Source organism: Streptomyces uncialis, assembly GCF_036250755.1.
Lineage (GTDB): Bacteria > Actinomycetota > Actinomycetes > Streptomycetales > Streptomycetaceae > Streptomyces > Streptomyces uncialis.
Genome location: NZ_CP109583.1, coordinates 2,192,043 through 2,217,580 on the forward strand (window position 1 = coordinate 2,192,043; position 25,538 = coordinate 2,217,580).

The following is a 25,538-nucleotide window of genomic DNA, read 5'->3' on the forward strand; positions in this document are numbered from 1 at the left end:
GTCCGCCGGAGGTTCTCCGGCTTCAGTCCGACGCCACCAGCTGCTTGTGGCCGCCCCGGACGCCCCGGACGAGCAATGTGCCCGTGGTGCGCCGGGAACCCGGGGGCGCGGCGATCACGGAGGCGGACACGTCCACGTACCCGTGCTCCTTGAGGATCAGCGCCCAGACATCCGGTTCGTGGTCCCACCGCTTGACGACGGCGGGGTCCTCGTCGGCCCCGCGAGGGATGTACGACGCCTGGCACCCGTAGCACCCCTCGATCGGAGGGCGCTGGGACATCGCGAACACGCCGCCGGGCCTGAGGTTCGCATGCACGACCGGCAGCAGCAGGCCCGGGGCGGAGAACCAACCCGCGCCGAAGACGCTGTAGATCGCGTCGAAGACCGTGCGGCTCTCTCGCAGGTAGGCGAGCGCGTCGCCCTGGTGCAGCTCCATCCCGTCCACATCGGCCCACCGCTCCCGTGCCTTCGCGAGCTGCTCGGGGGAAAGGTCGATGCCCACAGCCCGCACACCGAGACCAGCGAGGTGGGCGGCGTTCCCGCCCGCACCACAGCCGAGGTCGAGCGCGGTCCCACCCGGTTCCAACGCCAGCACCTCGGCCCCGGGTCCGTGGTCGGCGTACTGGGTCCAGTTGAACCACGTGGTCTCACCACGTGCGTTCGTCGTACGCCGCTGGGGCTTGGTCCGCGCGTACTCGTCCCAGGCAGCACTACGGGTGTCGGTCACTGCGGTTCCGTTCCGTTCTCGTTCATGGGCACAGCCGCCCGGTACGGGTTCCGTCCGAGGCACGAGGCGGGACGGTCGGGTCACCCGCGCCGGGCCGCGCCGTCCGGCCAGATCCGGTCGACGGGGACGCCCGCCGTCCGCGCTTCGAGCACGGTGTCCGCGGTGCCGCCGCCCTTTCCGGTGGGCGGCTCACCGTTCCATACGGCGACCAGGCGATCGGCACGTTCCAGGAGCACGGAGTTCGCCGCCTCGTACGCCTGCCGGTTCGCGGTCTCGTGCGGAAGGACGACGACCTCGTCGGCCGCCTTGACGAGACGGTCGAAGGTCTCGGCGTGATCGGGGCGGACCTTCCGCTCCCGGTAGTCCCGCGACGGGATCACCACGACGAGACGGCCCCCGGCCTCCAGCACGGCCTCGGCGAAGAGGGAGTCCGAGCCCTTGGCGATACAGGACACCCCGACCAGGCCGCCGGTGTGCGGTGCCAGCGTCTCCGCCAGAGCGGCCCGTACGAGCGGCACGCTGGCATCGGTCAGGTCCATGTGTCCCGTGACCGCGATGGTCGTCATGTCTCTCCTTGAGCTCGTCGGTAATTCGTGGGCTGAGGCCCGCACTTCGGAGACCGTACGCGATGCGGAACGAGCCACCATGTACACGCGGCGGAAGGCGAGTTGACGATGAAGCCGTACCGGGGCGCCGACCGCCGGGCCTCCGTCATCAGGCAGGGCCCGATGACGGAGGCCGGGTACCGTTCTGATGTCGACTCGGAATGGAGCTCCCCGTATGACCGAGGCCACGGACCAGCACATCGGTACTCGTGTGCGTATCGCCCGAACAGCTTCAGGACTCACCCAAGTCGAGATGGCAGGGTTCCTGGGCCGCTCCGAGCATTGGGTGCAGGACATCGAGCGCGGGCGGCTGGCCCTCGACCGGTACTCGGTGATCTCGTCGATCGCGGACCTGACCGATGTTGACGTGGTGTGGCTGCTGGGTCAGCCGTACCGGCTGCGGGGCGACGGCGGGTCCCTCGCACACGCTCACATCCCCGCACTCCGCACCGGACTGCGCCGGGCCGGACTCGTCCTGTCCGGCCACCCGGGGCTCACCCCGCAGGGCACCCCCTTGGCCACAAGGGACCTGCACGCACGTGCCGCCGCGGCGAATCGGGCGAGGCAGGCGGCGGACCTTCCCGCCGTCGCGGTCGAACTGCCGCTCCTGATCGAGGACCTGACCACGGCGATCATGACCGAGGGCGGACGGCCGCGCGGCGAGGCGCTGCGACTGATGGCCGACGCGGCACGCACGGCCCGCATGTGTCTCAACAAGCTCGGCTACCCCGATCTCGCGTGGGTGGCCGCCGAGGTCGCGGCGGGCGCCGCCACCGTTCTGGACGATCCGCTGGTGCGGGCCGCTGTCGCGTGGGACCGCTGTGGCGCACTCCTGCACCAGGGCTCCTTGCCGGAGGCCGCGGCAGTGGCCGAGGCGGCTTTGCGGGACCTGGAGCCGCTGGCCGCCGCCCGCACGCCCGAGCCCCAGGCTCTCTCGATGCGCGGAGCCCTGCATCTGCGCGCGGCGGTCGCGTTCGCCCGGGGCGCGGGCACCAGTGGTGACGCGTGGGCACGCATCAACGAGGCGTTGACGGACGCCGACTGGCTCGGCCCCGACTGGCACGACGTGGACCAGCAGACCGTGTTCGGACGCGGCACCGTCGCCGTCCACGCCGCCGAGGTCGGGGTCGAGGTCGAGGAACCGGACACCGGGCTGACCAAAGTGCCCGACGCCGATATCACCAGCGTGCCCAGCAAGGAACGCCGCACCCACTACGAGATCGACCGGGCGCGCGCGTTCGAACGGATGGGGCGACTGTCGGCGGCGGTCGCCACCCTGAAGGGAGCGGCGAGTTCCGCCCCCTATTACGTCTATGCCGACCCCATGTCACGAGCTCTGGTGTCGACGCTCGCGTCGAAGGGCGTTCCCTCACAGGCATCGGCTCTGTCATCGCTGGTCAGGGGGATGGAGCTCGTGCGCTGAGGCGGAGCGGCCCGCCCATTGCGACGCGGAGACGGTCCCGAGCTCCAGGTACCGTTCTGGTGTCGAGTCGGAACGGAGCCCACCATGCCTGCACTTCCGTATGACCACACAGCCGCGCGTATCAAGCGCCTCCGCCTGGAACGCCACCTCACGCAAAAGGCCCTCGCCGATCTGTCCGGGGTCGCCTACTCCACGCTCACCAAGACGGAGCAGGGGGTCATCCCCGCCACTCCCTACGTCCTCGGGTGCCTGGCCCGCGCCCTCCGGATCGATGTCAGCACGCTCAACGGCCAGCCCTACGCGGCGGAACTGCGCGCCGACGAGCTGGACATACTGATCCTGCCGATCCGTGAGGCGCTGGACGTGTACGACCTCGGCGCCGACCCCGACATCACACCCCGCCCGCGTGACCGGATCGCGGCCGACGCCGAGGCACTGTGTGCGGCCGTCCGCCACGGAGACCTCAAGCTCGCCGCCGCATGTGTGTCCGCCCTGATCCCCGAGGCCACCACGGCGGCGCACCTGGACGGCGCCACCGAGGACTGGCTGACGCTCGCCAGCACCTACCGCACCGCCTACGACGTCACCACGAAGCTGGGGTACACCGACCTGGCCACGCTCGCCCTCGCCCGGATGGACTGGGCGGCACAGCGCGGCTCCAGCGCCGTGGTCGGCGGCATCCACCGGTACATGCGGGCCCTGACCTATCTGCGGTCCGGCCACTACAGGACCGGACGGCGCCTGGTGGACCTCGGCCTGGAAGCCCTCGGACAGGCCGACCCGGGGAGGGAACGGGACGTCGCCACCGGCCAGTTGCACCTGGGCGCGGCGGTCGTCGCCGGACGGTCCCAGAACCGTGGCCAGGCGGAGGAACATCTGACGGCGGCCGAACACATCGCACAACGGACGGGCGAGGCAGTCCAGGTGTGGTGGCTCGCGTTCGGACCCACCAACGTCGCCGTGCACCGGGTGAGCGTCCTCGCGGAGATCAACGAGTACGAAGCCGCCGTCACGGCCGGACGCGGCCTGACCCTTCCGGAGGACTGGCCCGCCTCCCGGAAGAGCCACCACCACGCGGAACTGGCCCGCTCCCGCATGTGGACCGGCGACACCGACGGGTCGTACCGCAGCCTCGTCCGCGCCCGGAAGTCCGCCCCGCAGCAAGCTCGTTACTCCCCGACGGTCCGCCAGACCTACCAGGGCCTGGAGACCGCGAAGCGCCGCCTCCCGGGCGACTTCCTGTCCTACGGGACATGGCTGGGCGTCTGACCCGCCAACCCCTCGCGCACGGCCACCCTTTGGCCCCAACTATCAAAAACCACTGATAGTTGGGGCCTTGCGCTGCCCTCATCCTGGTGCATGCGAAGAGCCCCGGCGACCGCGTGAACGGTCCCGGGGCGTGGCCGACCCAAGGAGTCGACATGCAGCACCGTACAACCGTGCCCACCCCAACCGGAACGGCACCCCCATTCGCACCTCCGTCCCTCGGGGAACTCCTCACCGAGTGGGCGCGGTACCGGGCCCCACGCGAGCGGGCCGCCGTCGCCGCACTCGTCGCGGACGAGGAGCTCCTCCACCGCGACGAGATCCGCACCGCCCTGATCACCAAACAGGACGGCCACATGGCCTGCGACTGGGCCCGCCTCACCCGGCGTCACGTACTCGTCCCCGATCTGTCGGCCTCCGACCGGGCCTTCCTCGTCCTGGTCCTCGCCATCGCCCAACGCACCGCCGCACCCCTCGGCCAACTCGACACCCTCGGCGAACACCGGCTCACCCTCGTCCTACGCGCCCTCGCCCACCTCGGCGGATCCGACACCCCCGCCGCAGGAGAACGCGCATGACGACTGAGACACCCCCGGCGGAACACCCGCAACTTCTCACCGACCGCCTCCTCATCTGGGCAGGCGGCCGAACCCCGGGCGAACAAGCCGCCGTCATCGCCCTCATCGACGAAGGCGACCTCCTCACCCGCCGAGAAGTCCAGCAACTCCTCATCAGCGACAACGGCACCACCCTCCACTGCGACTGGCCCCGCTTCGAAACCCGCTACCGCACCGCCCTCACCCTCGACGACGAGGAAGACGCCTTCCTCACCCTCGTCATCGCCACCGCCTTCCCCCGCCTCGTCGCCCTCTGGAAAGTCGAAGCACTCGGCAGACGCCGACTCACCATCATCCTGCGCGCCATCGAACACCTCGCCACAACCAGCACCACCGTCCAGGAGCCGACATGATCTGCTCCCACTGCGACCAACCCATCCAGGACCACGAGGCATACGAGAGACAGTCGTCGCCCTCCGCGTCCGGGCCGGGGACAACGCTCCACCGGCACGCCCTGCCATGCGACGAACGACGCCCCGCACCCCGGCGGGCCATCGCCGTGTGCGCCGCGTGCCTCACGGCCCGGATCTCGGGGCGCGCCGAGGACTCTCACGCATGCCACGGGGTCACCTGGCTGCGGGTGGAGGGGCGGCTCCTCACGATGGGCGCCGTAGCGGACCGGTGTCCCTGCCCCTGCCCCTCGGGCACCGGGCGCCACCGCGTCACCCCGGACAACTCCCCTACACCCAGGGGTTGATGTCCGGGCCACGGGATACCGCCAGGGGACGACGGTTCCCGCCGACGCGGAGGATTCGCCGGATGCCGGGGATCGGGCAGGGTCGGACGTGTTCGTGCGGCGACCCGGAAGGAACCCCTTCGTGCAGGTAAGACGACTCGTGCCCGTGCTCGCGGTGAGTGTGCTGGCGACCCTGATCCCTACGGCGGCCGGCGCGGCCACGGAACGGGCGCGGGCGCCCGTCACCGACCCGCTGCTGCCGTTCACCCAGCAGCGCCCCGACTTCGCCCGCTGCGGGCCCGGCACCCCGGCCGACTTCGAGTGCGCCACCGTCCGGGTGCCGCTGGACTATCGGGCGCCGGGCGGGGACACCCTCGGGATCGCGGTGTCCCGGATCAAGGCGGCCGACCCCGCGGCCCGACGTGGTGTGCTGCTCACCAATCCCGGCGGCCCCGGCGGACCCGGTCTTGAGATACCGCTGGACCTGTCCGAGATGCTTCCCGGGTCCGTGAAGGACCGTTACGACCTCATCGGGTTCGACCCCCGGGGCGTGGGCCGCAGCGCTCCCGTCAGCTGCGGTCTCACCGACGAGGAGAAGCCCTGGCCCCGGCACTCGGACCGGACCACGTTCGATGCGTCGGAGCGCTGGGCGCGGACGGTCGCCGACAAGTGCCGTACCGCCGAGCGGAAGACGCTGCGGCACATCACCACCCGCAACACCGCCCGGGACATGGACATCGTCCGGGCGGCGCTCGGGGAGAAGCGGATCAGCTATCTCGGCTACTCGTACGGCACCTACCTCGGGGCCGTGTACACCCAGATGTTCCCGCGCCGGGCCGACCGGTTCGTCCTGGACAGCGCCGTCGATCCGGCGCAGGTCTGGCGCCAGTTCTTCCGCGGCTGGGCGCCCGAGTCCGAGAAGGCGTTCCACCGGTGGGCGCGCTGGACGGCGCGGCATCACGACCGGTACGCGCTCGGCGGGACGGCCGCCGAGGTCAGCCGTACCTTCCATGATCTGATGCGCCGCGCCGACCGCGAGCCGGTGACCATCGGCGGTGTCCGCTACGACGGTGTCGCGCTCAGGGAGATTCTGCGGGCCCCGTTCTTCACCCCGGTCGTGGCCGCCGACGCGGTGGCGACCGTGCGGGACGCCTCGGCGGGACGCGCGACGAGTTCCGCTCTCCTCGCCCCGGAGTATCCGTCGGACAACGAACTGTCCTCCGTGTGGGCGATCCTGTGCGGCGATGTCGCCTGGGAACGCGACCCCGCCCGCTACCGCGCCGACTCCCTGCGGGACGCCGTCCGCTACCCCGTGTACGGGGACTTCGCCGCCGGGATCACCCCGTGCGCCCACTGGGACCGGCCCGTCGAGCCGGTCACCCGGGTCTCCAACCACGTCAAGGCGCTGATCGTCCAGAACGAGTGGGACTCGCAGACCCCGCTCGCCCTGGGCCAGGGCATGCGCCGGGCCCTGAAGGGTGCCCGGATGGTCACGGTCGACGAGGGCGAGGGGCACGGTGTCTACGGCTACGGCACCAGTGAGTGCGCCGAGCGCGCGGGGACCGCGTACCTCACCACGGGGCGGCTGCCCGCGAAGGATCTGCACTGCGACGTGAACCCGGCCCCCGCCGGGTCGGACCCGGGTGGGCGGTCCGGCCCCAAGAAGGTTCCGGGACCGCTGGGCGTCGGGCCACGCTGAACCCTCTCCGCTGAGGTCGCTCAGGTCGCTCAGGACAGACACGTCCCTGCCGCTCGGTGTTCCCCCGGCGGCAGGGACGTGCGTGTGGGCCGGCGGCTTGCCGGACCACCGTTACCGGGGTTTGGTCAGAACCCACAGGCGGTGGTCCCAGCCCACGTCCCGGCCGTCGGTGACGGCCAGCCCCGCTCGGACCGCCAGCGTGGTCAACTCGCCGGCGGTCCGTACCCCCGATCCGAAGGCGCACTTGAGGCGCAGATGATGCAGGGCCGCGTCGGTGTCCTCGAACGCGTCGGGACCCTCCGGGCGGACCTGCTCGACCATGAGAAGCGTGCCGCCCTCGGGCAGTCCGGCGGCGGCGTCGGACAGCGCCTGCACCGCGTCCTCGTCGGGCAGCCAGTCGAGGAGCCGGGAGACGAGGACGGCGTCGCCGCCGGTCGGCACCGGGCCGCTCTGGGCGATCAGCTCGACCCGGGGCAGGGCGTCCGTGTCCAGGATCCGCTCGCGCAGCACCCGCAGCGCGGAGGGCAGCGCGGCGATCCGTATCCGCAGCTCCGGCACCGCCTTGACCAGCGCGTTCGCCAGGGCGCCGACCCCGTGACCGGCCGCCGTGAGGGTGCCCACCGACGTCCAGTCGTAGGCGCCGACCACACCGGGGGCGAACCACAGCGCGTCCTCCTCGATGAGGACGCGGGCGGAACCGCCGAGGCGTTCGTCGTCGCGCATCGCCACCCCGAGCGGGACACCGGACGGGCCGCGCCGGCCCGCCGCTCCGGTGCGGACGGTGTCGAGCAGGCCCGCCAGCGACAGGTCCAGGGCGGCCTGGGCGCCGTCGAGTCGGTACTCGTCAAAGGAGTGGTCGTCCTCGACGAGTTCCTCGGAGACCGGGGTCAGCCGGATGCCGTCGGTGTCGGCGTCGAGCAGGCCGATGCCGGTCAGATAGGACAGCAGCGCGCCGAACGTGTCCGGATGGGCGGCGCAGCGGCGGGCCAGCTCGGTCTCGTCGCGCACCCCTTGCCGTACGAGTTCGAAGAGGCCGAGGGTCACGGCCGTGCGGATCGCGAAGCCGGGGGCCAGATCGGTCAGCTCATGCAGCCGCTCATGGGCCTCGTCCTCGTCGTCGTCCGGTTCGGGGGCCGGGGCCAGCTCGCCGGACGGGGTGTCCGGGCCCGGTACGGGCGCGGTGGCCGCGCGCCGCCAGTAGCCGGTGATGTCGGTCAGCTCGCGGGGGACCTCGCGGTCGACGCGCAGATGACGGCGGATGGCCTTGAGGGTGACGCTCTCCCCGGCGGCCCAGACGAAGGCCGTGCCGGGCAGCCACTCCAGGTCGCGCAGTGCGCGTTCCAGCAGATCGGTGGTGCCGGCCGGGGCACCGTCGCGGGACAGCCAGACGATCTCGGCGTCCGCGCGGGTCGGCAGTTCCTGGCGGTGGCTGTCCTCGCCGACCTCGATCAGGACGCGGGCCCGGGTGCCCCCGGGCATCTCCGCAAGCCAGCGGCCGATCGCGGGCAGGGCGGTCTCGTCACCGATCGCCAGCAGCCAGTCGGCGCCCTCGGGGTGACCGGCGGACATCTTCGGGCCCGCGATCCAGGTCACGGACCCCGGCTCGACGGACTCGGCCCACGAGGAGGCGATCCCGCCTTCGTGCCGGACGAAGTCGAAGTCGATCTCCCCGGCCTCCGGGTCGAACCGGACGGGCGTGTAGTCCTTGGCGACGGGGCGCTCGTCCTCGGGCCAGTCGAGGCTGCCGAACTTCTGGCGGGGCAGCACCGGCGGGGCGTCGCCCTCGGCGAAGAAGAACTTGACGTGGTCGTCGAAGCCGTCGGTGCGCAGCGCGGGCAGATCGAGACCGTCCCGGTGGAACGCCCCCAGTTGCGCGCCGCCCAGCGTCACCCGGCGCATCCCGGGGGTGACGTCCGCGACGCGCAGCACCGTGAGCTCCCTCAGCACGATGGGGAAGGTCGCGACAGGACGGGGACTGCGGGCCGGCATACGTGACTCCTCAGGGACGGGCGGTACGGGTCAGGTTACGTACAGCGGAGAGTCCGCGATCCAACCGGCGGGTCATTGTCGTGGCACCACGAGCACGGCCGCGCCGGGGTCCGCCGGTGGACGGGACGGGACCCCCGCCGGCTGCCCGGTGGACGGCCGCCCGCTTCGACGGGTCCGCGCTGTCCCTTGGACCGCGCGCCGCGTACCGCTCCTAGCGTGGCCGGAGATCGTGCCTTCGCCCTGCTCGTGACAAGGACCGCCCCGTGAAACGCCGCCGTGCCGCGCCCGCCCCCCGACTGCTCAGGCAGTGTCTCGCCGAGGTCAGGGGGGAGTTCGCGCGGTCGGTCGGCTGGGCCGCGCTGCGTCAGTGCGCGTTTCTCGCGCTGCCCTGGCTGCTGGGCCGTGCGGTGGACGCGGGGGTGGCGCGGTCCTCGCCGGGGGTCGCCGCCGGGTGGGCGCTGGCGTTCGTCGCGGTGGCCGCCGTGGAGTACGCGGGGATGCGGGGCTGGCAGCTGTGGTCCAACCTCGCGGAGGCGCGGGCGGGGACGTGGCTGCGGGGGCGGCTGCTGAAGGCGGTCCTCACCACCGGCACGGAGACCCTGCGCGGGCGGACCGACGGCTCCGGGGACCTCACCACCCGGGCGACCCGCGATGTGGACACCGTGCTGACCTGGGTGCACGGGCTGACGACCTGGGTGGTCATCGGGCTCACCGGGCTCGTCCTGGTGCCCGCGATCGGCGGTCTCGACCCGCTGCTGCTGCTGGTGGCCGCGCTGACGGTGCCGGTGCTGATGGTGCTGAACCGGGTGTTCCCGCCGGTGTTCGCGCGGCGCGCGGAGGAGCTCTCCGAGGCGCACGGGCGGCGGGCGTCCGTCACGGGGGAGCTGCTGGCGGCGCTGCTGCCGCTGCGCGGGGTCGGCGCGGAGGGGCGGATGGTGGAGCGTCATCATCTGCGCAGCGCGGAGGTCACCCGGCGGACCCGGCGGCTGGCGTCGGTGAGTTCGGTGTGGGAGGCGGCGGCGGCCGTGGTGCCGCTGCTGGCGGTGGCGGCGGGGCTGCTGGCCGGTGGGCACGCCGTCGTGGACGGCCGTATCACGGTGGGCGCGCTGACGACGTTCGTGCTGTGGATGGGCACGGTGTCGCTGGCGGTCACGGTGATGATCGCGCGGCTCGGCGACCGCGGCGAGGCCCTGGTCGCGGCGGGGCGGATCTCCGCCGTCCTGGCGCCGGTGCCCGTGCCCGGCGCGGGGGTGGCACTGCCGGGCGCGGGTGCGCTGCGGGTGCGGGGGCTCACGGTCCGGCGCCCGGGACGGCCGCCGGTCGGTCCGCTGGACCTCGACGCGGTACCCGGTGAGTGGATCGCGCTGACCGGGCCGACGGGCTGCGGCAAGTCCACGCTGCTGCGGGCGCTGGCCCGGCTCGTCCCGTACGAGGGTGAGGCGGGGTTCGGGGGTGTGCCGCTGGCGGACGCCGGCGGCGACGAGCTGTACGACACGGTGGGGCTCGTCCCGGACGGGCCGCTGCTGCTGCACGGCACCGTCCGGGAGAACCTGCTGCTGACCGGTGACCACGACGACGCGGTGCTCGACGCGGTGGCGCGCGTCGCGGGGCTGGACCTGGCGCTCGCGCCGCTGTCCGAGGGCTGGGACACCCAGGTCGGGGAGCGCGGCCGGGCCCTGTCGGGGGGCCAGCGGCATCTGGTGGCGCTGGCGCGGGCCCTGCTGCGGGACGGTCCGGTGCTGCTGCTGGACGACGTGACCGCCGCGCTGGACGCGCGGACCGAGGCCGTGGTGCTGGCCCGGCTGCGGGAGGCGACCGCCGGCCGGATCGTCGTCCTCGCGACCCACTCCCCCGCCGTCCGGGCGCTCGCCGACCGGGAGATCGTCCTGCCCCACGCCGTACCGCCGGACGGCGCCGCCGATGTCCCGGCGCCCCGCCGTGCGGGCCCCGCCCCGTCCGATCAGGAAGCGTGCCATGGCTGACCAGCCCGTTCTCGGTGAACTGCCCGACCAGCGCGCGGTGTTCCGGCGCGCCGCCCCCTGGCTGCGGGGGCATCGCGTGGCGCTCGCGGCGGCCGTCCTGCTCAATCTGGCGGGCGCGGCGCTCGCCGTCGGGGTGACGGCCGCGATCGGCCGGGTGGTCGACGCGGCGGACGACGGCGACCGGGAGGCGCTGGTCGGGCGGGTCCTGCTGCTGCTCGTGGCTGTGGCGGCGACGGGGGTGCTGACCTGGGCGTCGCGGTACTGGCTGATCCGGGTCGGGGAGCGGGTGCTCGCGGGGCTGCGGGAGCACGCGACGGCCGCGGTGGGCGGTGCGCCGCTGCGGTTCGTGGAGGCGCACCGCGGGGGTGAGCTGCTGCGGCGGCTGACCGGGGAGCTGGACGGGCTGGCGCGGTTCGCCGGGGGCACCCTGCCCGATCTGGTGGCGGCGGCGCTGGTGCTGGTGTTCACGGTGGTGATGCTGGCGCTGTACTCCTGGCCGCTGACGCTGGCGCTGCTGATCGGGTTCCTGCCGCCCGCCGTGCTGATCGTCCGGCGTTTCCAGCGCCGGGCGGGCGACGCGTACGCGGGGGTGGCCGCGGCGGAGACGGCGGTCGCGGCCCGGTTCGCGGAGTCGCTGCCCGCGCGGGAGCAGTTGCGGATCTCCGGTGCGGTGCCGCGCTGGCTGAAGCGTTTCCGCGCCGACAACGACCGGTTGCGGGCGGCCCGGGAGCGGGAGGTCGTCACGGAGCTGACCCTGAATCTGCTGACGCTGCTCCAGGCGGGGTGTGTCGCGGGGCTGCTGGTGCTGAGCGCGCTGTTCGTGGGGTACGGGCGGCTGAGTGTGGGGGTGGCGGTGGTGTTCGTCCTCGCGACCCGGGACATCCTGGGCCGGTTCGAGGATCTGGCGGCGTCGCTCGGTGAGGCGCGCTCCGCGCACGTACGCCTGGCCCGGCTGCTGGACCTGGTGCGGGCCACGGGCGCCTCCCCGGCAGGTGGGGTGGCCGGCGGTGTCGATCCGGTGGGGCTGCCCGCGCGGGGGCGGCTGGTGCTGACGGGGGTCGGGTTCACGTACGGTCCGGGGGCCCCGGTGGTGGACGGGCTGTCGCTGACGGTGGCGCCCGGGGAGCGGCTGGTGGTCGTCGGCCCGACCGGCGCGGGCAAGTCCACGGTCGGGAAGCTGCTGGCGGGGCTGTATCCGCCGGACCGGGGCACGGTCACGTACGGGGGACATGAGCTGACGGCGCTCACCGCCCGGTCGCTGCGGTCGCGGATCGTGCTGGTGCCGCAGGAGGTGACGCTGGTCGCGGGGACCCTGGGCGAGAACCTGGCGATGGTGGCCGGGCGGCCCGGTCCCGACCGGGTCGCGGCGGTGCTGGACACGCTGGGGCTGTCCGGGTGGGTGGCGTCGCTGCCCGGGGGGCTCGGTACCCCGCTGGAGGCGGACTCGCTGTCGACCGGGGAGCGGCAGCTGGTCGCGATCGCGCGGGCGGTGCTGGCCGATCCGGCGGTGCTGGTGCTGGACGAGGCGACCGCCGGGGTGGACCGGGAGACGGCCGCGCGGATCGAGGACGCGCTGTCGGCGGCGGCCGGGGACCGGGCGCTGGTGGTGATCGCCCATCGCGCGGAGACCGTCGCGCGGGGGCACCGGGTGCTGACCATGCCGGAGGGGACGGTCGGCGGCGTCCGCCGCTGACCGTCCCCTCGTTGCCCGCTGCCGCGCCGTGTTCCCGGCCGCCCGCCCCCCGCGCGGGCGGCCGGGTCCTCGGCTACTCGCCGCGGGCGGCCTTCGCCAGGATCGGCGTCAGCTCCTCGACGACCCAGGACGCGCTGAGGGCGTCGGGGTAGGCGATGGAGGAGGACAGGGTGTTCTCCGCGGGGATGACGGCGAAGTGGCCCTTCTGCACGGCGTTCAGGGAGCGGAAGAGCTTGTTGCCCTCCAGTTCGGCGGAGCTGAGCAGCCCTTCGTCACCGAACGGGTAGGTGACCAGCAGGACGTCCGCCTCCAACTGGTCCAGGTTCTCCAGGCTGACGCCGTTCTTGGTGGCGGAGTAGTCCTTCGCGTTGGCCGTCTTGCGCAGGCCCAGGTCCTCGAAGACACCGGGGTCCTGGTCGCCGTACGACATGAAGGTGACCTGCTCGGGGTGGACGACGGTGTACGTGTACGTCTTGCCCTTGAGGATCGGGTTGGCGGTGGCCGCGTCGCGGACCGCCTTGCTGTTGGCGGCGATCACCTTGGCGGCCCGGTCCTCCAGGCCGAGGGCCTTCGCGGCGGTGGTGAGCCGGTCCTGCCAGGTGAGGGTGTCGGCGTGCTTCTTGTCCTTGAAGGTGACGACGGGCGCGATGGGCGTCAGCTTGGCGTAGTCGGCGTCCATCTCCCAGGTGTTCATCCCGAGGATGAGGTCCGGGTCCTCGGCGGCGATCGCCTCGTAGTCGGTGCCGTCGGTGTCGTCGTACGTCTTCAGCTTGCCGACGCCGAGGTCGTCGAGGGCGCGCTGCTTGTACTCGGCGGTCCTGTCGCCGTCCTCGACATCGGGGGTGATCACCGGGACCAGGCCGAGGGCCAGGGCGATGGACGTGTCCCCGTCGGAGACGGTGGCGACGCGCACCGGCTTCTCACCGACCTTGGTGGTGCCCCACGCGTTGGTGAGGCTCACGGGGAAGCCCTTGGCGGACCCCGGCGCGGAGTCCTTGGAGTCGCCGCCGGAGCCGCCGTCGTCCTGCGCGCCGCAGCCGGTGACCAGGGCGAGGGTGGTGGCGGAGGCCAGCAGCAGCCGGACCGCGCCACGGCGGCGGATCGGGGTGTTCGGGCGGTTCATCGTGTCTCCTGGATGGATGGAACGGGTGGTGCGGTGGTGGTCGCGGGGGTCCGGCCGCCCATATGGCGGCCGAGGGGGAAGATCTGCGGCCGGTCGGCGCGGGGGTGGGGGACGACGACGCAGTCGAGGCCGAACACCTCCGCGACGGTCTCCTCGGTGAGGACCTCCTCGGGCGTGCCCTGGCGGACGATCCGGCCGTCGCGCATCGCGACGATGACGGAGGCGTACAGGGCGGCCTGGTTGAGGTCGTGGGAGACGAGGACGATCGTCTTGCCGGTGCGGTCGTTGAGGTCGGCCAGCAGATCCATGACCTCGATCTGATGGGCGACGTCGAGATACGTGGTGGGTTCGTCGAGCAGCAGGGTCGGGGTGTCCTGGGCGAGCGCGAGGGCGATCCACACCCGCTGGCGCTGGCCGCCGGACAGTTCCTCGACCGGGCGGTCGATGAGTTCGGCGGTGCCGGTGGCGGTCAGCGCCCGGGCGATGACGGTCTCGTCGGCGGCGGTCCTGCGGTGGCCGAACCGCTGGTGCGGGTGGCGGCCCCGCCACACGAGGTCCCCGACGGTGATGGACTCGGGGGCGATCGGTGACTGCGGGAGGATGCCGAGTCCGCGGGCGACCTCACGGGTGGGCATCCGGTGGATGTCGGCGCCGTCGAGGAGGACCGATCCGGCGGCCAGCGGCAGCAGCCGGGCGATCGACTTCAGCAGTGTCGACTTGCCGCAGGCGTTGGGGCCGACGAGCGCGGTGATCCGTCCGTCGGCGATACCGAGGGACAGTTCCTCGATGATCAGGGACGTGCCGTATCCGGCGCTGACGCCGCGGGCTTCGAGCCGGGAGTCCTTGGGCTGTTCGGTTCTCACGTGGTGGCTTTCTGTCCGCGCCGCAGGAGCAGCCGGACGAAGTAGGGCGCGCCGAGCAGCGCGGTGAGGACGCCGGTGGGGACCGGGCTGATGAGGGGCGCGTTGCGGGCGAGGACGTCGGCGGCGAGGACGACGACCGCGCCGACGAGGGCGGAGAGCGCGACCGAGCGGTCGGCGCCGACGAGCCGGGCGGCGATCGGTCCGCTGATGAGGGAGACGAAGCCGATGGGTCCGACGATGCTGGTGGCGAGCGCCGCGGCGGCGGCGCCGAGCAGCAGACAGCCGACCCGGGCCCAGGAGACCCGGGCGCCGAGCCCGGTGGCGAGCGAGTCGCCGAGGGTCATGGCCCGCAGCGACGGGGACAGCAGCGCGGCACACACCCCGCAGCCGGCGACGGCGACGGCGAGGGTGGTGACGCCCTCCCAGGTGACGTCGTTGACGCTGCCGACCAGCCAGCGCAGCGCGACGGCGATGCTGTGCTGGTCGGCGACGGTGAACAGGTAGTTGGTGTACGCGACGCAGATCCCGCTGAGTCCGATACCGACGAGGACCAGCCGGTAGGTGTCGACCCCGCCGCGCCAGCTCAGCAGATGGACGAGCCCGACGAGGGCGAACGAGCCGACGATCGCGGCGATCGGCGCCCCGTACGGCAGGGCGGGCGCGAACAGCAGCACGGTGACGGCACCGGCTCCGGCGCCCGCCGAGATCCCGACGATGTCGGGGGTGGCGAGCGGATTGCGGATCAGCCGCTGGTAGAGGGCTCCGGAGAGACCGAACAGGGCGCCGGACAGCAGGGCGGCGAGGGCGCGGGGCATCCGGGTCTGGAAGATCATGTAGTCGGCGAGCCCGGTCCGCAGCCCGAAGGCGGCGGGCAGGATGTCGGCGGTGGCGACCCGTCCGACCCCGCCGAGCAGGACCGAGGCGGCGAACAGGGCCACCAGCAGGGCGACGAGGACGGCCGACACGACGGTCAGCCGCCGGTTGCGCCGCCGGTGACCGGCGCGCAGGGCCGCGACCGTCACGGCGACCTGGTCGGGGGCGCGGGTCGCGGCGGGGCGGGTGTCCGGCTCGGTGGTGCGGGACGCGGTCATGGCGCTCACACCCTGACCAGGTCGCGGCGGCGGGCGAGCCAGATGAAGAACGGGGTGCCGACGACCGCGGTCATCACCGCGACCTGCACCTCGCCGTGGTCGATGACGAGGCGTCCGGCGGTGTCGGCGGCCAGCAGCAGGATCGCCCCCACGGTCATGGACAGCGGCAGCGACCAGCGGTGGTCGGCGCCGACGAGGAGCCGGGCGCAGTGCGCGGCGACCAGTCCGACGAACGCGACGGGCCCGACGGCGGCGGTGGCGGCCGCGCACAGCAGTACGGCGACGGCCGCGACACCGAGCCGCGCCCGTCCGACCTTGACGCCGAGGCCGCGGGCCGCGTCGTCGCCCATGCCGAGGATGTTGAGGGTGCGGCCCAGCGGCAGGGCGAGCAGCAGTCCGGCGACGGCGAACGGCAGGATCTCGTCGATGACCTTGGCCCGGCCGGTGAGCTGGCCCATGGACCAGAACCGCAGACTCGCGAAGACGGCCTCGTCCCGGACCACCAGCAGGGTGATCAGCGAGGACATCACGGCCGCGACGGCGACGCCCGCGAGCACGAGTCCGACGGTGGAACTGCCCGCGTTGGTACGGGTGCCGATGAGGTAGACCAGGGCCGAGGTGACCGCGGCGCCGACGAGGGCCAGCCAGAAGTAGCCGGTGGGTCCGCTGACATCGAGGAACAGGATGCCGAGGACGACGGTCATGGCCGCGCCCTGCTCGATCCCGAGGACGCCGGGGTCGGCGAGCGGGTTCAGGGTGACGGCCTGGAGCAGGAGTCCGGAGGCGCCGAGCGCGGCGCCGACCATCAGTCCGAGGAAGGTGCGCGGGACGCGTTCGGTCCACAGGACATGGGAGTTGTACGCGCCACCGTCAGGATCGAGGAGGATACGGACCACCTCGGCCGGCGAGATGTCACGGGCGCCGAGCCCGATACTGGCGACGAGCACCGCGGCCAGGACGAGGACGGAGCCGGTCACCATCGCCGTACCGCGCGAGGACCGGGTCCTCGTCGGTGGCGGTGGTGTCGACACCGTCGGGGACGTGTCAATCATGGGTGTTCCTCGGACTCCTCACCTGGACAAGCGACGAGTTAGGCTACCCTTACCTGGCCGGGGACCGATCCAAGGCCGGGGGCGGAACGCTCACAATCAGGGGTCGGACCGGGCCCGAGTGATGGGGAGAAGAAGTGGCCGGAGAAGTGGCCGGAACCATACGCCCGACCGCGGTCGGCACGATCGGCGGCGAGCCTTCACCGCCGGACGACCGCTTCGCGGACGACGACTTCACCGCGGCGGCGGGGCACCCGACGCACGCCCACGACTACCACCAGTTCCTGTACGTGCCGGTGGGCCGCATCGTGATCAGCGCGGAGGGCCGTGACCACGAACTGTCCCCGTCGGTCGCCTTGTGGGTGCCCGCCGGGCTGCCGCACAGCGCCCGCTTCGACAGCGAGTCGCTGATCGTATCGGAGACGTTCGATCCGGACCAGCACCATCTGCCCTACACGGACGCCGTCCCCGTGAACGTCACCGACGAGCAGCGCCGGCTGCTGCTGGGGCGGATGCGCTCCTCGGAGGCGCAGGAGGACGACCCGGTGGTGTTCGCCGCGCTGTCGTCGGGCCACGAGGACTGTCTGCCGCTGCCGCAGCCCACCGGGCACGCGGCCAGGAGCGTGGCGGTCGCGCTCGGGCGCGACCCGGGCGACCCCCGGACGGCCACCGAGTGGGCGGACGAGTTCTACACCAGCTCCACCAGTCTGCGGCGGGCGTTCCGCGCGGAGACCGGGCTCGCGTTCTCCGAGTGGCGCACCCGGCTGCGGCTCAACCACTCGCTGGATCTGCTGGCGCAGGGGCATCTGGTCAGCGCGGTCGCCGCCCGGGTCGGCTTCGTCAGCACGAACGGCTACATCCTGGCCTTCCGCCGCTACTTCGGGCAGACGCCCGGCGCCTATGTGAAGAAGGCGGCGGCGCACCAGGCGCCGGCCGCGTAGGCCGTTCGCCGGTGCGCCGCCGCCGGGGCGTCACTTGGTGAGCGCGGCCTCCAGCTCGTCCAGGATCTTCGCGGCGCCGGTGTAGCCGATGGCCTGGATCCACACCTCGTCCTTGACGGGGTGGACATCGCCGCGCTTCACCGCGTCGAGGTTCTTCCACAGCGGGCTGCCGAGGACCTGGGTGGCCTTGGCCTTCTCCGGGTCACCGATGGTGGAGTGGAAGATGACATCGGCCTCGGCCATGTCGATCTTCTCGGGGCTCACATTCAGCATGAAGCCCTCCTCCGCCTTGTCCGTGACGGCCGGACGGCCGAGACCGACGTCCTTGAAGATGGTGCCGACGTAGTTCTCCTTGCCGTAGATGCGGATGTCCGCACCCTCGACGAAGCGGACCAGGTTGACCTCGATCCCCGCGGCCTTGTCCTTGCCGCCGAGCGCGGTGGTGACCTCGGCGGTACGCGCGGAGTACTCGGTGACGGCCTTCGCTGCCTCGTCCTTCTTGCCGAGGGCGTCGGCGTGCACCAGGAAGTTCTCCTTCCAGGGCAGCCCGGTGGACTCCGTCATGACCGTCGGGGCTATCGCCTTCAGCTCGTCGTACTTGTCGCCGTGGCGCAGCTTGCTGGTCAGGATCAGATCCGGGTCGAGGGCGGCGATGGCCTCCATGTTGGGCGCCGCCATCTCACCGACGAGCTTCACGCCCGCGACCTGGTCCGCCGGGAGATGCGCGGGGAAACCGGACGGCGAGTCCGTGCGGGTCGCGCCGACCGGCTTCACCCCGAGGGTGATCAGCGAGTCGAGCTCGGCGGTGTCGAGGGCGACGACCCGCTTCGGTTCGACGGGCACCTTGACGTCACCCATGACCGTCTTGACCGTACGGTCGCCCTTCGCCGCGGCCGACTTGTCGCCGCTCGCGCTCTTGTCGCCGTCCGAGCCCGATCCGCAGGCGGTCAGGGCGAGGGCACCGGCGAGAACGGCCGCGAGGGCGGCACCCGAGCGGCGCGCTGTGGTCTTCGGCGTCATGGTCTTCTTTCTCTGCTTCCTACGGGGGCCGTTGGGGGCCCTGGGGTGGGGAACGGGCGGCACGCTCCACCCCCGGCACACGGCCAGGTTTGGTTAGCCTTGGCTAAGTCTAGAACGACCGGCGCCCGACCCCCGCCCGATTAAGCCGATATGCACCTGTACACCACGAATACACGTGCCACTCACATCAGTTGATCTCCTGGTGACGCCCCGAAGAAAATGGCTCGCCGGGCCCCGAACCGCACTGTTAGCGTGCACGCGTGCCCCGACGGCGGGCACCCCGGTGCGGCTCATGCCGTCCCGGACGATTCCCGGGCTCCCGAGCCCTAGAAAGCAGTGATGTATGCCCCGGCCCGTGCCGAGCGAGCCTCGGAAGACCGAGCGCCTTTCCGGCTGCTGATCCCCGTCACGCCCCGGTGAACCCGTGGGCCGCTCCCCGCGACCCTTCCGTTCACCGTGTCCGTACGCGGTCCCGCACGCCGTGCGCCCCGGTCCGCCGGTCCGTCCGCCCCACCCGCATCCCCCGCCGGTGCCCTTCGCACCGCGCCCGCGCATGCCCTGGGGCGTTCCTCCCGCTGCTTTCCCCGAGTACCGCTCGGCCGACTCCTGCTGCCTTCACCACCTCACCCAGCCAGGAGAACGCCCGGTGTCACACCACCACCGCCCGGCCCACGAACCGTCCGGCACCCCGTCCCATGAACCGAGTCCCGTCCTGCGGACCAGCACCTTCCCCTGTGTCCGCTGCGGACTGACCGTCGGCACGCTCGACCCCGACGGCGCCGTCCGCAACCACTGCCCCAGCTGTCTGCACTCACGGCATCTGCACGACCACGCCGACGACGGCCCCTCGGACTGCCGCTCACGGATGACCCCCATCTCCATCGCCGTCCTGCGCACCGGCGCCTGGACGGTCATCCACCGCTGCACCCGCTGCGACGAGCTGACCTCCAGCCCGCTGAGCCCCGACGACAACCAGCTGATCCTGATGCGGATGGCCGTCCGGCCGCTCGCCCAGCCCCCGTTCCCGCTCGAAGCGTTCGCCGGACTGTGAGGAGAGGACGTCATGCCACGACGAGCGAGCACCACCAAGGGGGGCCGGCGCGGGGGCGGCCGGCCGCAGCGGCGCAAGGATGTCCTGCACGGCAGGGGCGGCGAGCGCGGTGACGCGTTCCGCTGTGTCGGCTGCCGTCTCGACGTGCCGCTGATCGCGCCCGGTACCGCCCATCGCAACCACTGTCCGCACTGTCTGGCCAGCCTGCATGTGGACGGCCGGACCCCGGGTGACCGGGCCTCCCGGTGCCGGGGGCGGATGGACCCGCTGAGTCTGTCCGTCCGGGCGGACGGGGAATGGCTGGTCATCCATCAGTGCGGGGCCTGCGGTGAGCTGAGCGCCAACCGGATCGCCGGGGACGACAACCCCCTCCCCCTGCTCCGCCTGGCAACCCGCCCCCTGACCGCCCCACCCACACCACTCCGAGCCCTCCTGTCCCTGTAGAACGCGGGCCGCCTTCGCTCGCGCCCCTGGGCTACCTGTGCTGAACGCACTTGTTCCCGCACAGGTCACTCGTGCCCCGCGCCCCTGGGTTACCTGTGCTGGGCGTACGTCGTTCCTGCACAGGTACTCGTCGTTTTCGCGCAGTTCCCCGCGCCCCTTTTGGGGCGCCCCTTGCGGTAGCTGTTCGGGTGCGGGTCGCCCTTGGTTGCTCGCGCAGTTCCCCGCAGGTCGCCTTCGCTCGCGCCCCCGAGGTTTCCTGTGCTGGGCGTACGTCGTTCCTGCACAGGTACTCGTCGTTTTCGCGCAGTTCCCCGCGCCCCTTTGGGGCGCCCCTTGCGGTAGCTGTTCGGGTGCGGGTCGCCCTTGGTCGCTCGCGCAGTTCCCCGCGCCCCTGAAGGGGCGCCCACCTGGGGCTGTCCTGAGTCTGCTGGGACGGGGTTGAACCATCCTCCTCGTGCAGGCGCTTGGCTGCGGGAGGGGGTGGGCGGGAATCTCTGCCCGCAGACTCCGATGCTCTTCAGTAGAGCAACTGGACGTCGTACCGAGCGCGTTGGAGCGAGGACGGAGAATCCCGACCGGCCCCGCCCCGAAGAACAAACAGGACGCGCCCCAAAGGGGCGCGGGGAACTGCGCAAAAACGAGAACAGGCCCGCACCCGAAAAGCGACAGCAAGGGGGCAGCATCCAGGGGCGCGGGGAACTGCGCAAAACCACCGAGCGACAGCACAGGAACAAGCGCGTCCACCCGGACAGACCTAGGAAGCGCAAGCAAAGGCGACCCGCGGGGAACCGCGAAACCACCGAGCGACGGCACAGCAAGGAAGGACGCCCAGCACAGGGCGACCTCGGAAGCGCAAGCGAAGGCGACCCGCGCCCGCCACCGTCGCCACGACCCCGTGACCGGTGTCCGCGCCCCCGCACAGAGGGCACGACCACCATCGCCGGGCGCGGCCCGACTGCCATACCCGGTTGATGTTGGCCCAGGCTTGGGCGATACTCCACATCTTCCGCCTTCTTTTGCTATGCCCTGATCAGCTTTTTAGATCGCTTTTGGTGATCCCCGTCCCCTGGGAGACAACTGCCCGATGGGCGCCACCCTGCGTGCCGCGCGAGCCCTGCTGCTGCTCGTCGGCTTCCACCTCCTCGGGTTCGCCCTCCTGGCGATCCTCGCGGGGGCCAACGCCGTACTGCTCCTGTGGGAGCCCACGGTCGTCACCCTCCTGCTGCACGCGGTCACCGTCGTGCTCGCCGTACCCGTGCTGCGGGGCGTGTTCCTGCTGCGGCTGCCCCGGCGGGACGAGCCGGGGGGACTGCGGGTCACCGCCGAGGACGAGCCGCGGCTGTGGCGCGTGGTCGGGGAGCTGGCGGAGCGGCTGGACACGGGCGCGCCCTCGGAGATCGTGCTGACCGGCGAGGTCGCCGCGACCGTACGGGAGCGTTCCCGGCTGCTCGGGCTGCTGCCGGGCAAGCGGCGGCTGGAGCTCGGGCTGCCGCTCGTCCAGGGCCTCGGGGAGGCCCAGTTGCGGGCCGTCCTCGCCCATGAGCTGGGGCATTTCGCGGAGCACGGCACCCGGTTCGCCCCGGCCACGGTCCGCACCCGGACCCGGTTGCTGCGTACGGTCGCGCACTTCGGTACCCGGGAACGCGCGAAGCGGGAACGCGACCGCGAGCGGGCGACACGCAAGGCCGCGGAAGCCGCGGCCCAGGGCAACGAGGACGGACGGCTGCGCCAGGAGCGCAAGGCGGAGCGGGCGGAGCGCGGCTCCCGCAGGACGTACCGGGTGATGACGCGGATGTACACGCTGTACGCGCGGCTGGGCCTGCGGGCAACCCTGGCCGCGGCCCGCCGCCATGAGCTCGCCGCGGACCTGGCCGCCGCGCGGATCGCCGGCCGGGACGCGAGCGTGTCGGCGCTGCGGGAGATCCCCGTGCTGGAGGCGGCGTACGAGCATTACACCGGCCGCTATCTGTCGCTGGGCGTGGACTCGGAGCTGCTGCCCCCGCGCGGTGAGGTGTTCGGCGGTTTCGGTGCGCTGCTGTCGGCCCGCACCCTGGATCTGCTGCGGATGCGCGACGGGCTCGGGACACCCGCCCCGGCACGCCACGACGCCCATCCGCCGCTCGCGGAGCGGGTGCGCCGGATCGGGGAGCTGCCCGCCGACGGCAGGACCGACGAGGGCGCGGGCGCCGCGCTGGACCTGCTGGCCGACCCGGGCCGCACCCTCGCGGAGCTGGAGGACGCGGCGCTGACGCCGGAACTGCTGGCGCTGCCGCGCACGGACAGCTGGCAGGACCTCCTGGAGCGGTCCATGGAGCGCGAGATGCGCGAGTTCGACTCCCCGCTGCACCACGCCCTGGCCCGCTACACCGGCCGTCCGCCGACCCTGTCCGCGCTGCTCGGGGTGATCGACGAGGGCAGGCTGTGGCGGGTCGCGCAGCGGCTGCCGCTGTCGGACGAGGCGACGGCCGCGCGCGGCCGGGCCTTCCGGGAGTTCGTCCGGCCCTCGCTGCGGGACGCGATGAGCGGGATGGCGCTGGCGGAGCTGGCCGCGCACGGGCTGCTGCGCTGGGAGTTCTCCTGGGAGACGGCACCCCGGGTGCTGGTGCCCGGCGACGGCCCCGATCTGGACGCGGCCGTCGAGGCGGCCCTCGCCGATGTCCCGGACACCGGCCCGCTGCGGGCCCTGCTGCCGCACGCGGGCACCGCGGACCCCCTGCACTGACCACGCCCCACCGCGCACTCCCCGCACCGCCCGCGTCACCCGCCGCCCACCCCCGCGCTGAACCCGCGTCACCACCGCGCACGACCGCCCCACTCACCCCGCCTCGCCCCGTCCCCACCCCGCCGCGCCCCCGAACGCCGTACCCCCGCTCTCACGAAAGCGATCCACCCTTGTCAACTCTCACCTGGGTTCTGCTCATCGTCCTGGTCCCCGTCGCGCTCGTGGTGGTCGGATTCGGGCTGTACATGCTGAAGGCCGTCGTCCAGGGCGCCCTCGAAGGCTGGCGCTCCGGGAAGGAGGACGACGACGACGCGTACGAGTCCCCCGACGAGGTGCTGGCGCAGGGTTTCCTGCCCATGGAGCGGCAGAACACCGACCGGCGCGAGGCCGACTCCCCCGAGCGGTCCCGGGCGCTCGCCGCCGTGAAGGGCGGCGACTGGAAGGCCGCCGCCGCGCTGATGGACGCGGCCGGCCGTGACTGGCAGGCCCGCACCGACCTCACGTACCAGCTGGGCGATCTCGCGGCGGACGACGACAGCTGGCTGCTGGCCTGGGAGAACGAGCGGCCCGACGACCCGACGGCCGCGCTGCTGCGGGCCAGGAGCACGGTGGGGCTCGCCTGGAACATCCGGGGCAGCAGACGCGCCAAGTACACGACCGGTGAGCAGTTCGAGGGCTTCCACCGCACGCTGGCCCGCTCCCGGGAGGAGCACGCGCGGGCGGCCGAGCTGGCGCCCGACGACCCGACGCCGTACATCAGCGAGTTGGACACGGCGAAGGGGCTCGGCTATCCGAACGCCGAGGTGGACCGGCTCTGGGACGAGATCGCGGCCCGGGCCCCGCACCACTTCATGGCGCACTACTCGGCGCTCCAGTACTGGTGCAAGAAGTGGGGCGGTTCGGAGACCCTGGCGCGGGACTTCGCGGCGCGGGCGGCCGAGAGCGCCCCGCTGGGCAGTCTGCTGACGGCGCTGCCGCTGTTCGCGCACTTCGAGCACGACGAGTCGGAGGACACCGAGGCGGACCGCACCCCCCGGATGCGGGCGCTGGTCGACGCGGCCCTCGCGGACGCGGCGGCGGCCGACCCGGCGCATCCCCAGCTGTCCGGGGTGCGGCACATCCTGGCGTTCTATCTCTCGATCCAGGACCGGGACAAGGCGGCGGCGGAGCTGTTCCGGCTGGTGGACGGGCATGTCGGGGTCGTCCCGTGGAGCTACCGGGGCGACCCGGCGCTGGCGTACGTGAAGCTGCGGGACGCCACGGTGCTCGCGGCGGCGGAGGACTGAGCCGGGGAGAGGTCCGCCGACGGCCGTCCGGTACGGGTTCCCACCGCGGGGGCCCGTACCGGACGGCCGTCGTCGTCAGGCGCCCGTCAGTTCGTTGGGGATGTGCGGGAGCCGTACCGGGGTGCCGCGTTCGGCGGATTCGAGGTCGACGGTGTGCAGCCGCTTGCCCGCCGGGTCGGTGATGTACGCGGTGTGGTCGCGGACGAACAGGGACGGGCGGGGACGCTGCCAGTCGAGGGGCTCGCGCCACGGGTCGAGGACCGGGACGCGCCGGGTGACCTTGCCGGTGCCGGGGTCGATGATGTGCAGCGCGCCGTCGGTGCCGAGGACCAGCGCCTCACCGTGCGGTCCCCGGCCCAGCGAGCGGAAGGTGTAGCTGGTGCCGAGGTCGACGAGGGTGAGACGGCCGGTGGCGGTGTCGATGAGGGACACCTTCTCGGGGCGTTCGAGTTCGGCGTCGGGGTCCTGCTTGTAGTCGCCGAGGACGACCGCGGAGTGCTCGCTCCCGGCCTGGTTGCCGATCCTGCCGTACGGGGTGGGGCTGTCGACCTTGGTGATCCGGCCGTCACGCACGACGAGCGCGCCGTCCTCGCAGCCGACGACGACGGCTCCGCCCCGGGCGGTGGCCTCGCCGTGCACCCCGGGGCACTTGTCGCTGCGGGCGATCACCGCACGGTCCTTGTCGAGGAGTTCGATCCCGGTGCGTTCCTCCTCGGTGCCGAGGGTGCTGACGAGTTCCCCGCCGGGGAGGGTGACGGCCACCCCGTGGTGCGGCCGGGCGGCGCGGTAGGTGTCGGTGGGGGGCTTCTTCTCCCCGGCGGGCAGATCGCGCAGCGCGGCGGGGTCGAACAGGGTGACCTCGCCGGAGCCGTCCGCGAACAGGGCGGTGCGGCCCGCGTGATGGACGACATGGCCCGGGTCGGCGGCCGGGAAGCGGATACCGGTGAGCGCGGGCGCGGCGGCGTCGAGGGCGCGGAAGCCGTCGGCCTCGGAGACGAGGACATGGCGGCCGTCACCGGCCGGGTTGACCCGCAGGAACCCGGGCAGCGGCAGATCGGCGGCGACCTTCAGGGTGTCGCCGCGCAGGACGAGGAGGCCGCCGTCGTAGCTGGCGACGAGCGGGTCGGGCACGGTCGCGGCGGGTGCCTTGGCGGCGGGCCGCTGAGCGCGGGAGCCGCCGTCCTGTTCGCCGCAGGCGGTCAGGGTGAGGGAGAGGGCGAGCAGCGCGGAGAGTCCGGCGGCCGTCCGGGGGGTCGTTGGATGACGCATGG

General features: G+C 72.8%; 21 protein-coding genes. 12 read left to right on the top strand and 9 right to left on the bottom strand.

Annotated features, from left to right (window positions below; translation table 11 throughout):
• Nucleotides 1-22: 22 nt before the first annotated feature.
• Together OG711_RS08940 and OG711_RS08945 are read right to left on the bottom strand one after the other, a co-directional pair.
• Nucleotides 23-727 (bottom strand): SAM-dependent methyltransferase, encoded by a 705-nt coding sequence (locus OG711_RS08940; RefSeq protein ID WP_329559006.1) that lies wholly within the window; start codon nucleotides 725-727, stop codon nucleotides 23-25.
• A gap of 80 nt (nucleotides 728-807) precedes the next feature.
• Nucleotides 808-1,293 carry a hypothetical protein gene (locus tag OG711_RS08945; RefSeq protein ID WP_073789870.1) on the bottom strand — a complete coding sequence of 162 codons (486 nt, stop codon included), beginning with the start codon at nucleotides 1,291-1,293 and terminating at the stop codon, nucleotides 808-810.
• A gap of 214 nt (nucleotides 1,294-1,507) precedes the next feature.
• Between OG711_RS08945 and OG711_RS08950 the strand changes: the two genes are divergently transcribed.
• The 5 genes from OG711_RS08950 to OG711_RS08970 all read left to right on the top strand — a co-directional run bounded on the left by OG711_RS08950 (nucleotide 1,508) and on the right by OG711_RS08970 (nucleotide 7,013).
• A complete protein-coding gene (locus OG711_RS08950) occupies nucleotides 1,508-2,755 on the top strand; it encodes a helix-turn-helix domain-containing protein (RefSeq protein WP_329559007.1) in 1,248 nt (415 codons plus the stop codon).
• 84 nt (nucleotides 2,756-2,839) lie between these two features.
• A complete protein-coding gene (locus OG711_RS08955; RefSeq protein WP_329559008.1) occupies nucleotides 2,840-4,024 on the top strand; it encodes a helix-turn-helix domain-containing protein in 1,185 nt (394 codons plus the stop codon).
• A gap of 152 nt (nucleotides 4,025-4,176) precedes the next feature.
• Nucleotides 4,177-4,599: a hypothetical protein gene (locus OG711_RS08960; RefSeq protein WP_329559009.1), complete on the top strand. Its 423-nt coding sequence runs from the start codon at nucleotides 4,177-4,179 to the stop codon at nucleotides 4,597-4,599.
• Nucleotides 4,596-4,991, top strand: a complete 396-nt coding sequence (locus tag OG711_RS08965) for a hypothetical protein (protein ID WP_329558996.1) — start codon at nucleotides 4,596-4,598, stop codon at nucleotides 4,989-4,991. Before OG711_RS08960 ends, OG711_RS08965 begins: the two co-directional genes overlap by 4 nt.
• A 465-nt stretch (nucleotides 4,992-5,456) precedes the next feature.
• On the top strand, nucleotides 5,457-7,013 hold the full coding sequence (locus OG711_RS08970; protein WP_329559010.1) for an alpha/beta hydrolase: 1,557 nt from the start codon (nucleotides 5,457-5,459) through the stop codon (nucleotides 7,011-7,013).
• A gap of 111 nt (nucleotides 7,014-7,124) precedes the next feature.
• Here the strand turns inward: OG711_RS08970 and OG711_RS08975 are convergent, their stop codons facing one another.
• Nucleotides 7,125-9,002, bottom strand: coding sequence for a siderophore-interacting protein (locus OG711_RS08975; protein ID WP_329559011.1), 1,878 nt, complete (start codon nucleotides 9,000-9,002; stop codon nucleotides 7,125-7,127).
• A 263-nt stretch (nucleotides 9,003-9,265) separates the two neighbouring features.
• On the opposite strand from OG711_RS08975, the gene OG711_RS08980 reads away from it, so the two are divergent.
• On the top strand, nucleotides 9,266-10,984 hold the full coding sequence (locus tag OG711_RS08980; RefSeq protein ID WP_329559012.1) for an ABC transporter ATP-binding protein: 1,719 nt from the start codon (nucleotides 9,266-9,268) through the stop codon (nucleotides 10,982-10,984).
• A complete protein-coding gene (locus tag OG711_RS08985; RefSeq protein WP_329559013.1) occupies nucleotides 10,977-12,677 on the top strand; it encodes an ABC transporter ATP-binding protein in 1,701 nt (566 codons plus the stop codon). The genes OG711_RS08980 and OG711_RS08985 overlap by 8 nt, the downstream gene beginning before the upstream one ends.
• Before the next feature lie 73 nt (nucleotides 12,678-12,750).
• Here OG711_RS08985 and OG711_RS08990 read toward each other — a convergent pair whose 3' ends face one another.
• From OG711_RS08990 to OG711_RS09005, 4 genes are read right to left on the bottom strand one after another with little or no spacing between them, the layout of a single operon-like run.
• The gene (locus tag OG711_RS08990; RefSeq protein WP_329559014.1) at nucleotides 12,751-13,800 is read right to left on the bottom strand and encodes an ABC transporter substrate-binding protein; all 1,050 of its coding nucleotides are present in this window, start codon (nucleotides 13,798-13,800) and stop codon (nucleotides 12,751-12,753) included.
• Nucleotides 13,797-14,663, bottom strand: coding sequence for an ABC transporter ATP-binding protein (locus tag OG711_RS08995; protein ID WP_329559015.1), 867 nt, complete (start codon nucleotides 14,661-14,663; stop codon nucleotides 13,797-13,799). Before OG711_RS08995 ends, OG711_RS08990 begins: the two co-directional genes overlap by 4 nt.
• A complete protein-coding gene (locus tag OG711_RS09000; RefSeq protein ID WP_329559016.1) occupies nucleotides 14,660-15,754 on the bottom strand; it encodes a FecCD family ABC transporter permease in 1,095 nt (364 codons plus the stop codon). The genes OG711_RS08995 and OG711_RS09000 overlap by 4 nt, the downstream gene beginning before the upstream one ends.
• Nucleotides 15,755-15,759: 5 nt before the next feature.
• On the bottom strand, nucleotides 15,760-16,806 hold the full coding sequence (locus OG711_RS09005) for a FecCD family ABC transporter permease (protein ID WP_073789848.1): 1,047 nt from the start codon (nucleotides 16,804-16,806) through the stop codon (nucleotides 15,760-15,762).
• A gap of 146 nt (nucleotides 16,807-16,952) precedes the next feature.
• On the opposite strand from OG711_RS09005, the gene OG711_RS09010 reads away from it, so the two are divergent.
• Nucleotides 16,953-17,744 (top strand): helix-turn-helix transcriptional regulator, encoded by a 792-nt coding sequence (locus OG711_RS09010; RefSeq protein WP_241561900.1) that lies wholly within the window; start codon nucleotides 16,953-16,955, stop codon nucleotides 17,742-17,744.
• A gap of 30 nt (nucleotides 17,745-17,774) precedes the next feature.
• Here OG711_RS09010 and OG711_RS09015 read toward each other — a convergent pair whose 3' ends face one another.
• Nucleotides 17,775-18,764 (bottom strand): ABC transporter substrate-binding protein, encoded by a 990-nt coding sequence (locus tag OG711_RS09015; protein WP_073789843.1) that lies wholly within the window; start codon nucleotides 18,762-18,764, stop codon nucleotides 17,775-17,777.
• 646 nt (nucleotides 18,765-19,410) lie between these two features.
• Here OG711_RS09015 and OG711_RS09020 point away from each other — a divergent pair.
• The 4 genes from OG711_RS09020 to OG711_RS09035 all read left to right on the top strand — a co-directional run bounded on the left by OG711_RS09020 (nucleotide 19,411) and on the right by OG711_RS09035 (nucleotide 24,267).
• Nucleotides 19,411-19,815 (top strand): RNHCP domain-containing protein, encoded by a 405-nt coding sequence (locus OG711_RS09020; protein ID WP_405673031.1) that lies wholly within the window; start codon nucleotides 19,411-19,413, stop codon nucleotides 19,813-19,815.
• Between the two features lie 12 nt (nucleotides 19,816-19,827).
• Nucleotides 19,828-20,259, top strand: a complete 432-nt coding sequence (locus tag OG711_RS09025) for an RNHCP domain-containing protein (RefSeq protein ID WP_073789841.1) — start codon at nucleotides 19,828-19,830, stop codon at nucleotides 20,257-20,259.
• A 1,084-nt stretch (nucleotides 20,260-21,343) separates the two neighbouring features.
• Nucleotides 21,344-22,981, top strand: coding sequence for a M48 family metallopeptidase (locus OG711_RS09030; protein WP_329559017.1), 1,638 nt, complete (start codon nucleotides 21,344-21,346; stop codon nucleotides 22,979-22,981).
• A gap of 170 nt (nucleotides 22,982-23,151) precedes the next feature.
• The gene (locus OG711_RS09035) at nucleotides 23,152-24,267 is read left to right on the top strand and encodes a hypothetical protein (RefSeq protein WP_329559018.1); all 1,116 of its coding nucleotides are present in this window, start codon (nucleotides 23,152-23,154) and stop codon (nucleotides 24,265-24,267) included.
• A 75-nt stretch (nucleotides 24,268-24,342) separates the two neighbouring features.
• On the opposite strand, the gene aztD is transcribed toward OG711_RS09035, so the two are convergent.
• Nucleotides 24,343-25,536, bottom strand: coding sequence for a zinc metallochaperone AztD (gene aztD, locus OG711_RS09040; RefSeq protein WP_329559019.1), 1,194 nt, complete (start codon nucleotides 25,534-25,536; stop codon nucleotides 24,343-24,345).
• Nucleotides 25,537-25,538: the final 2 nt, after the last annotated feature.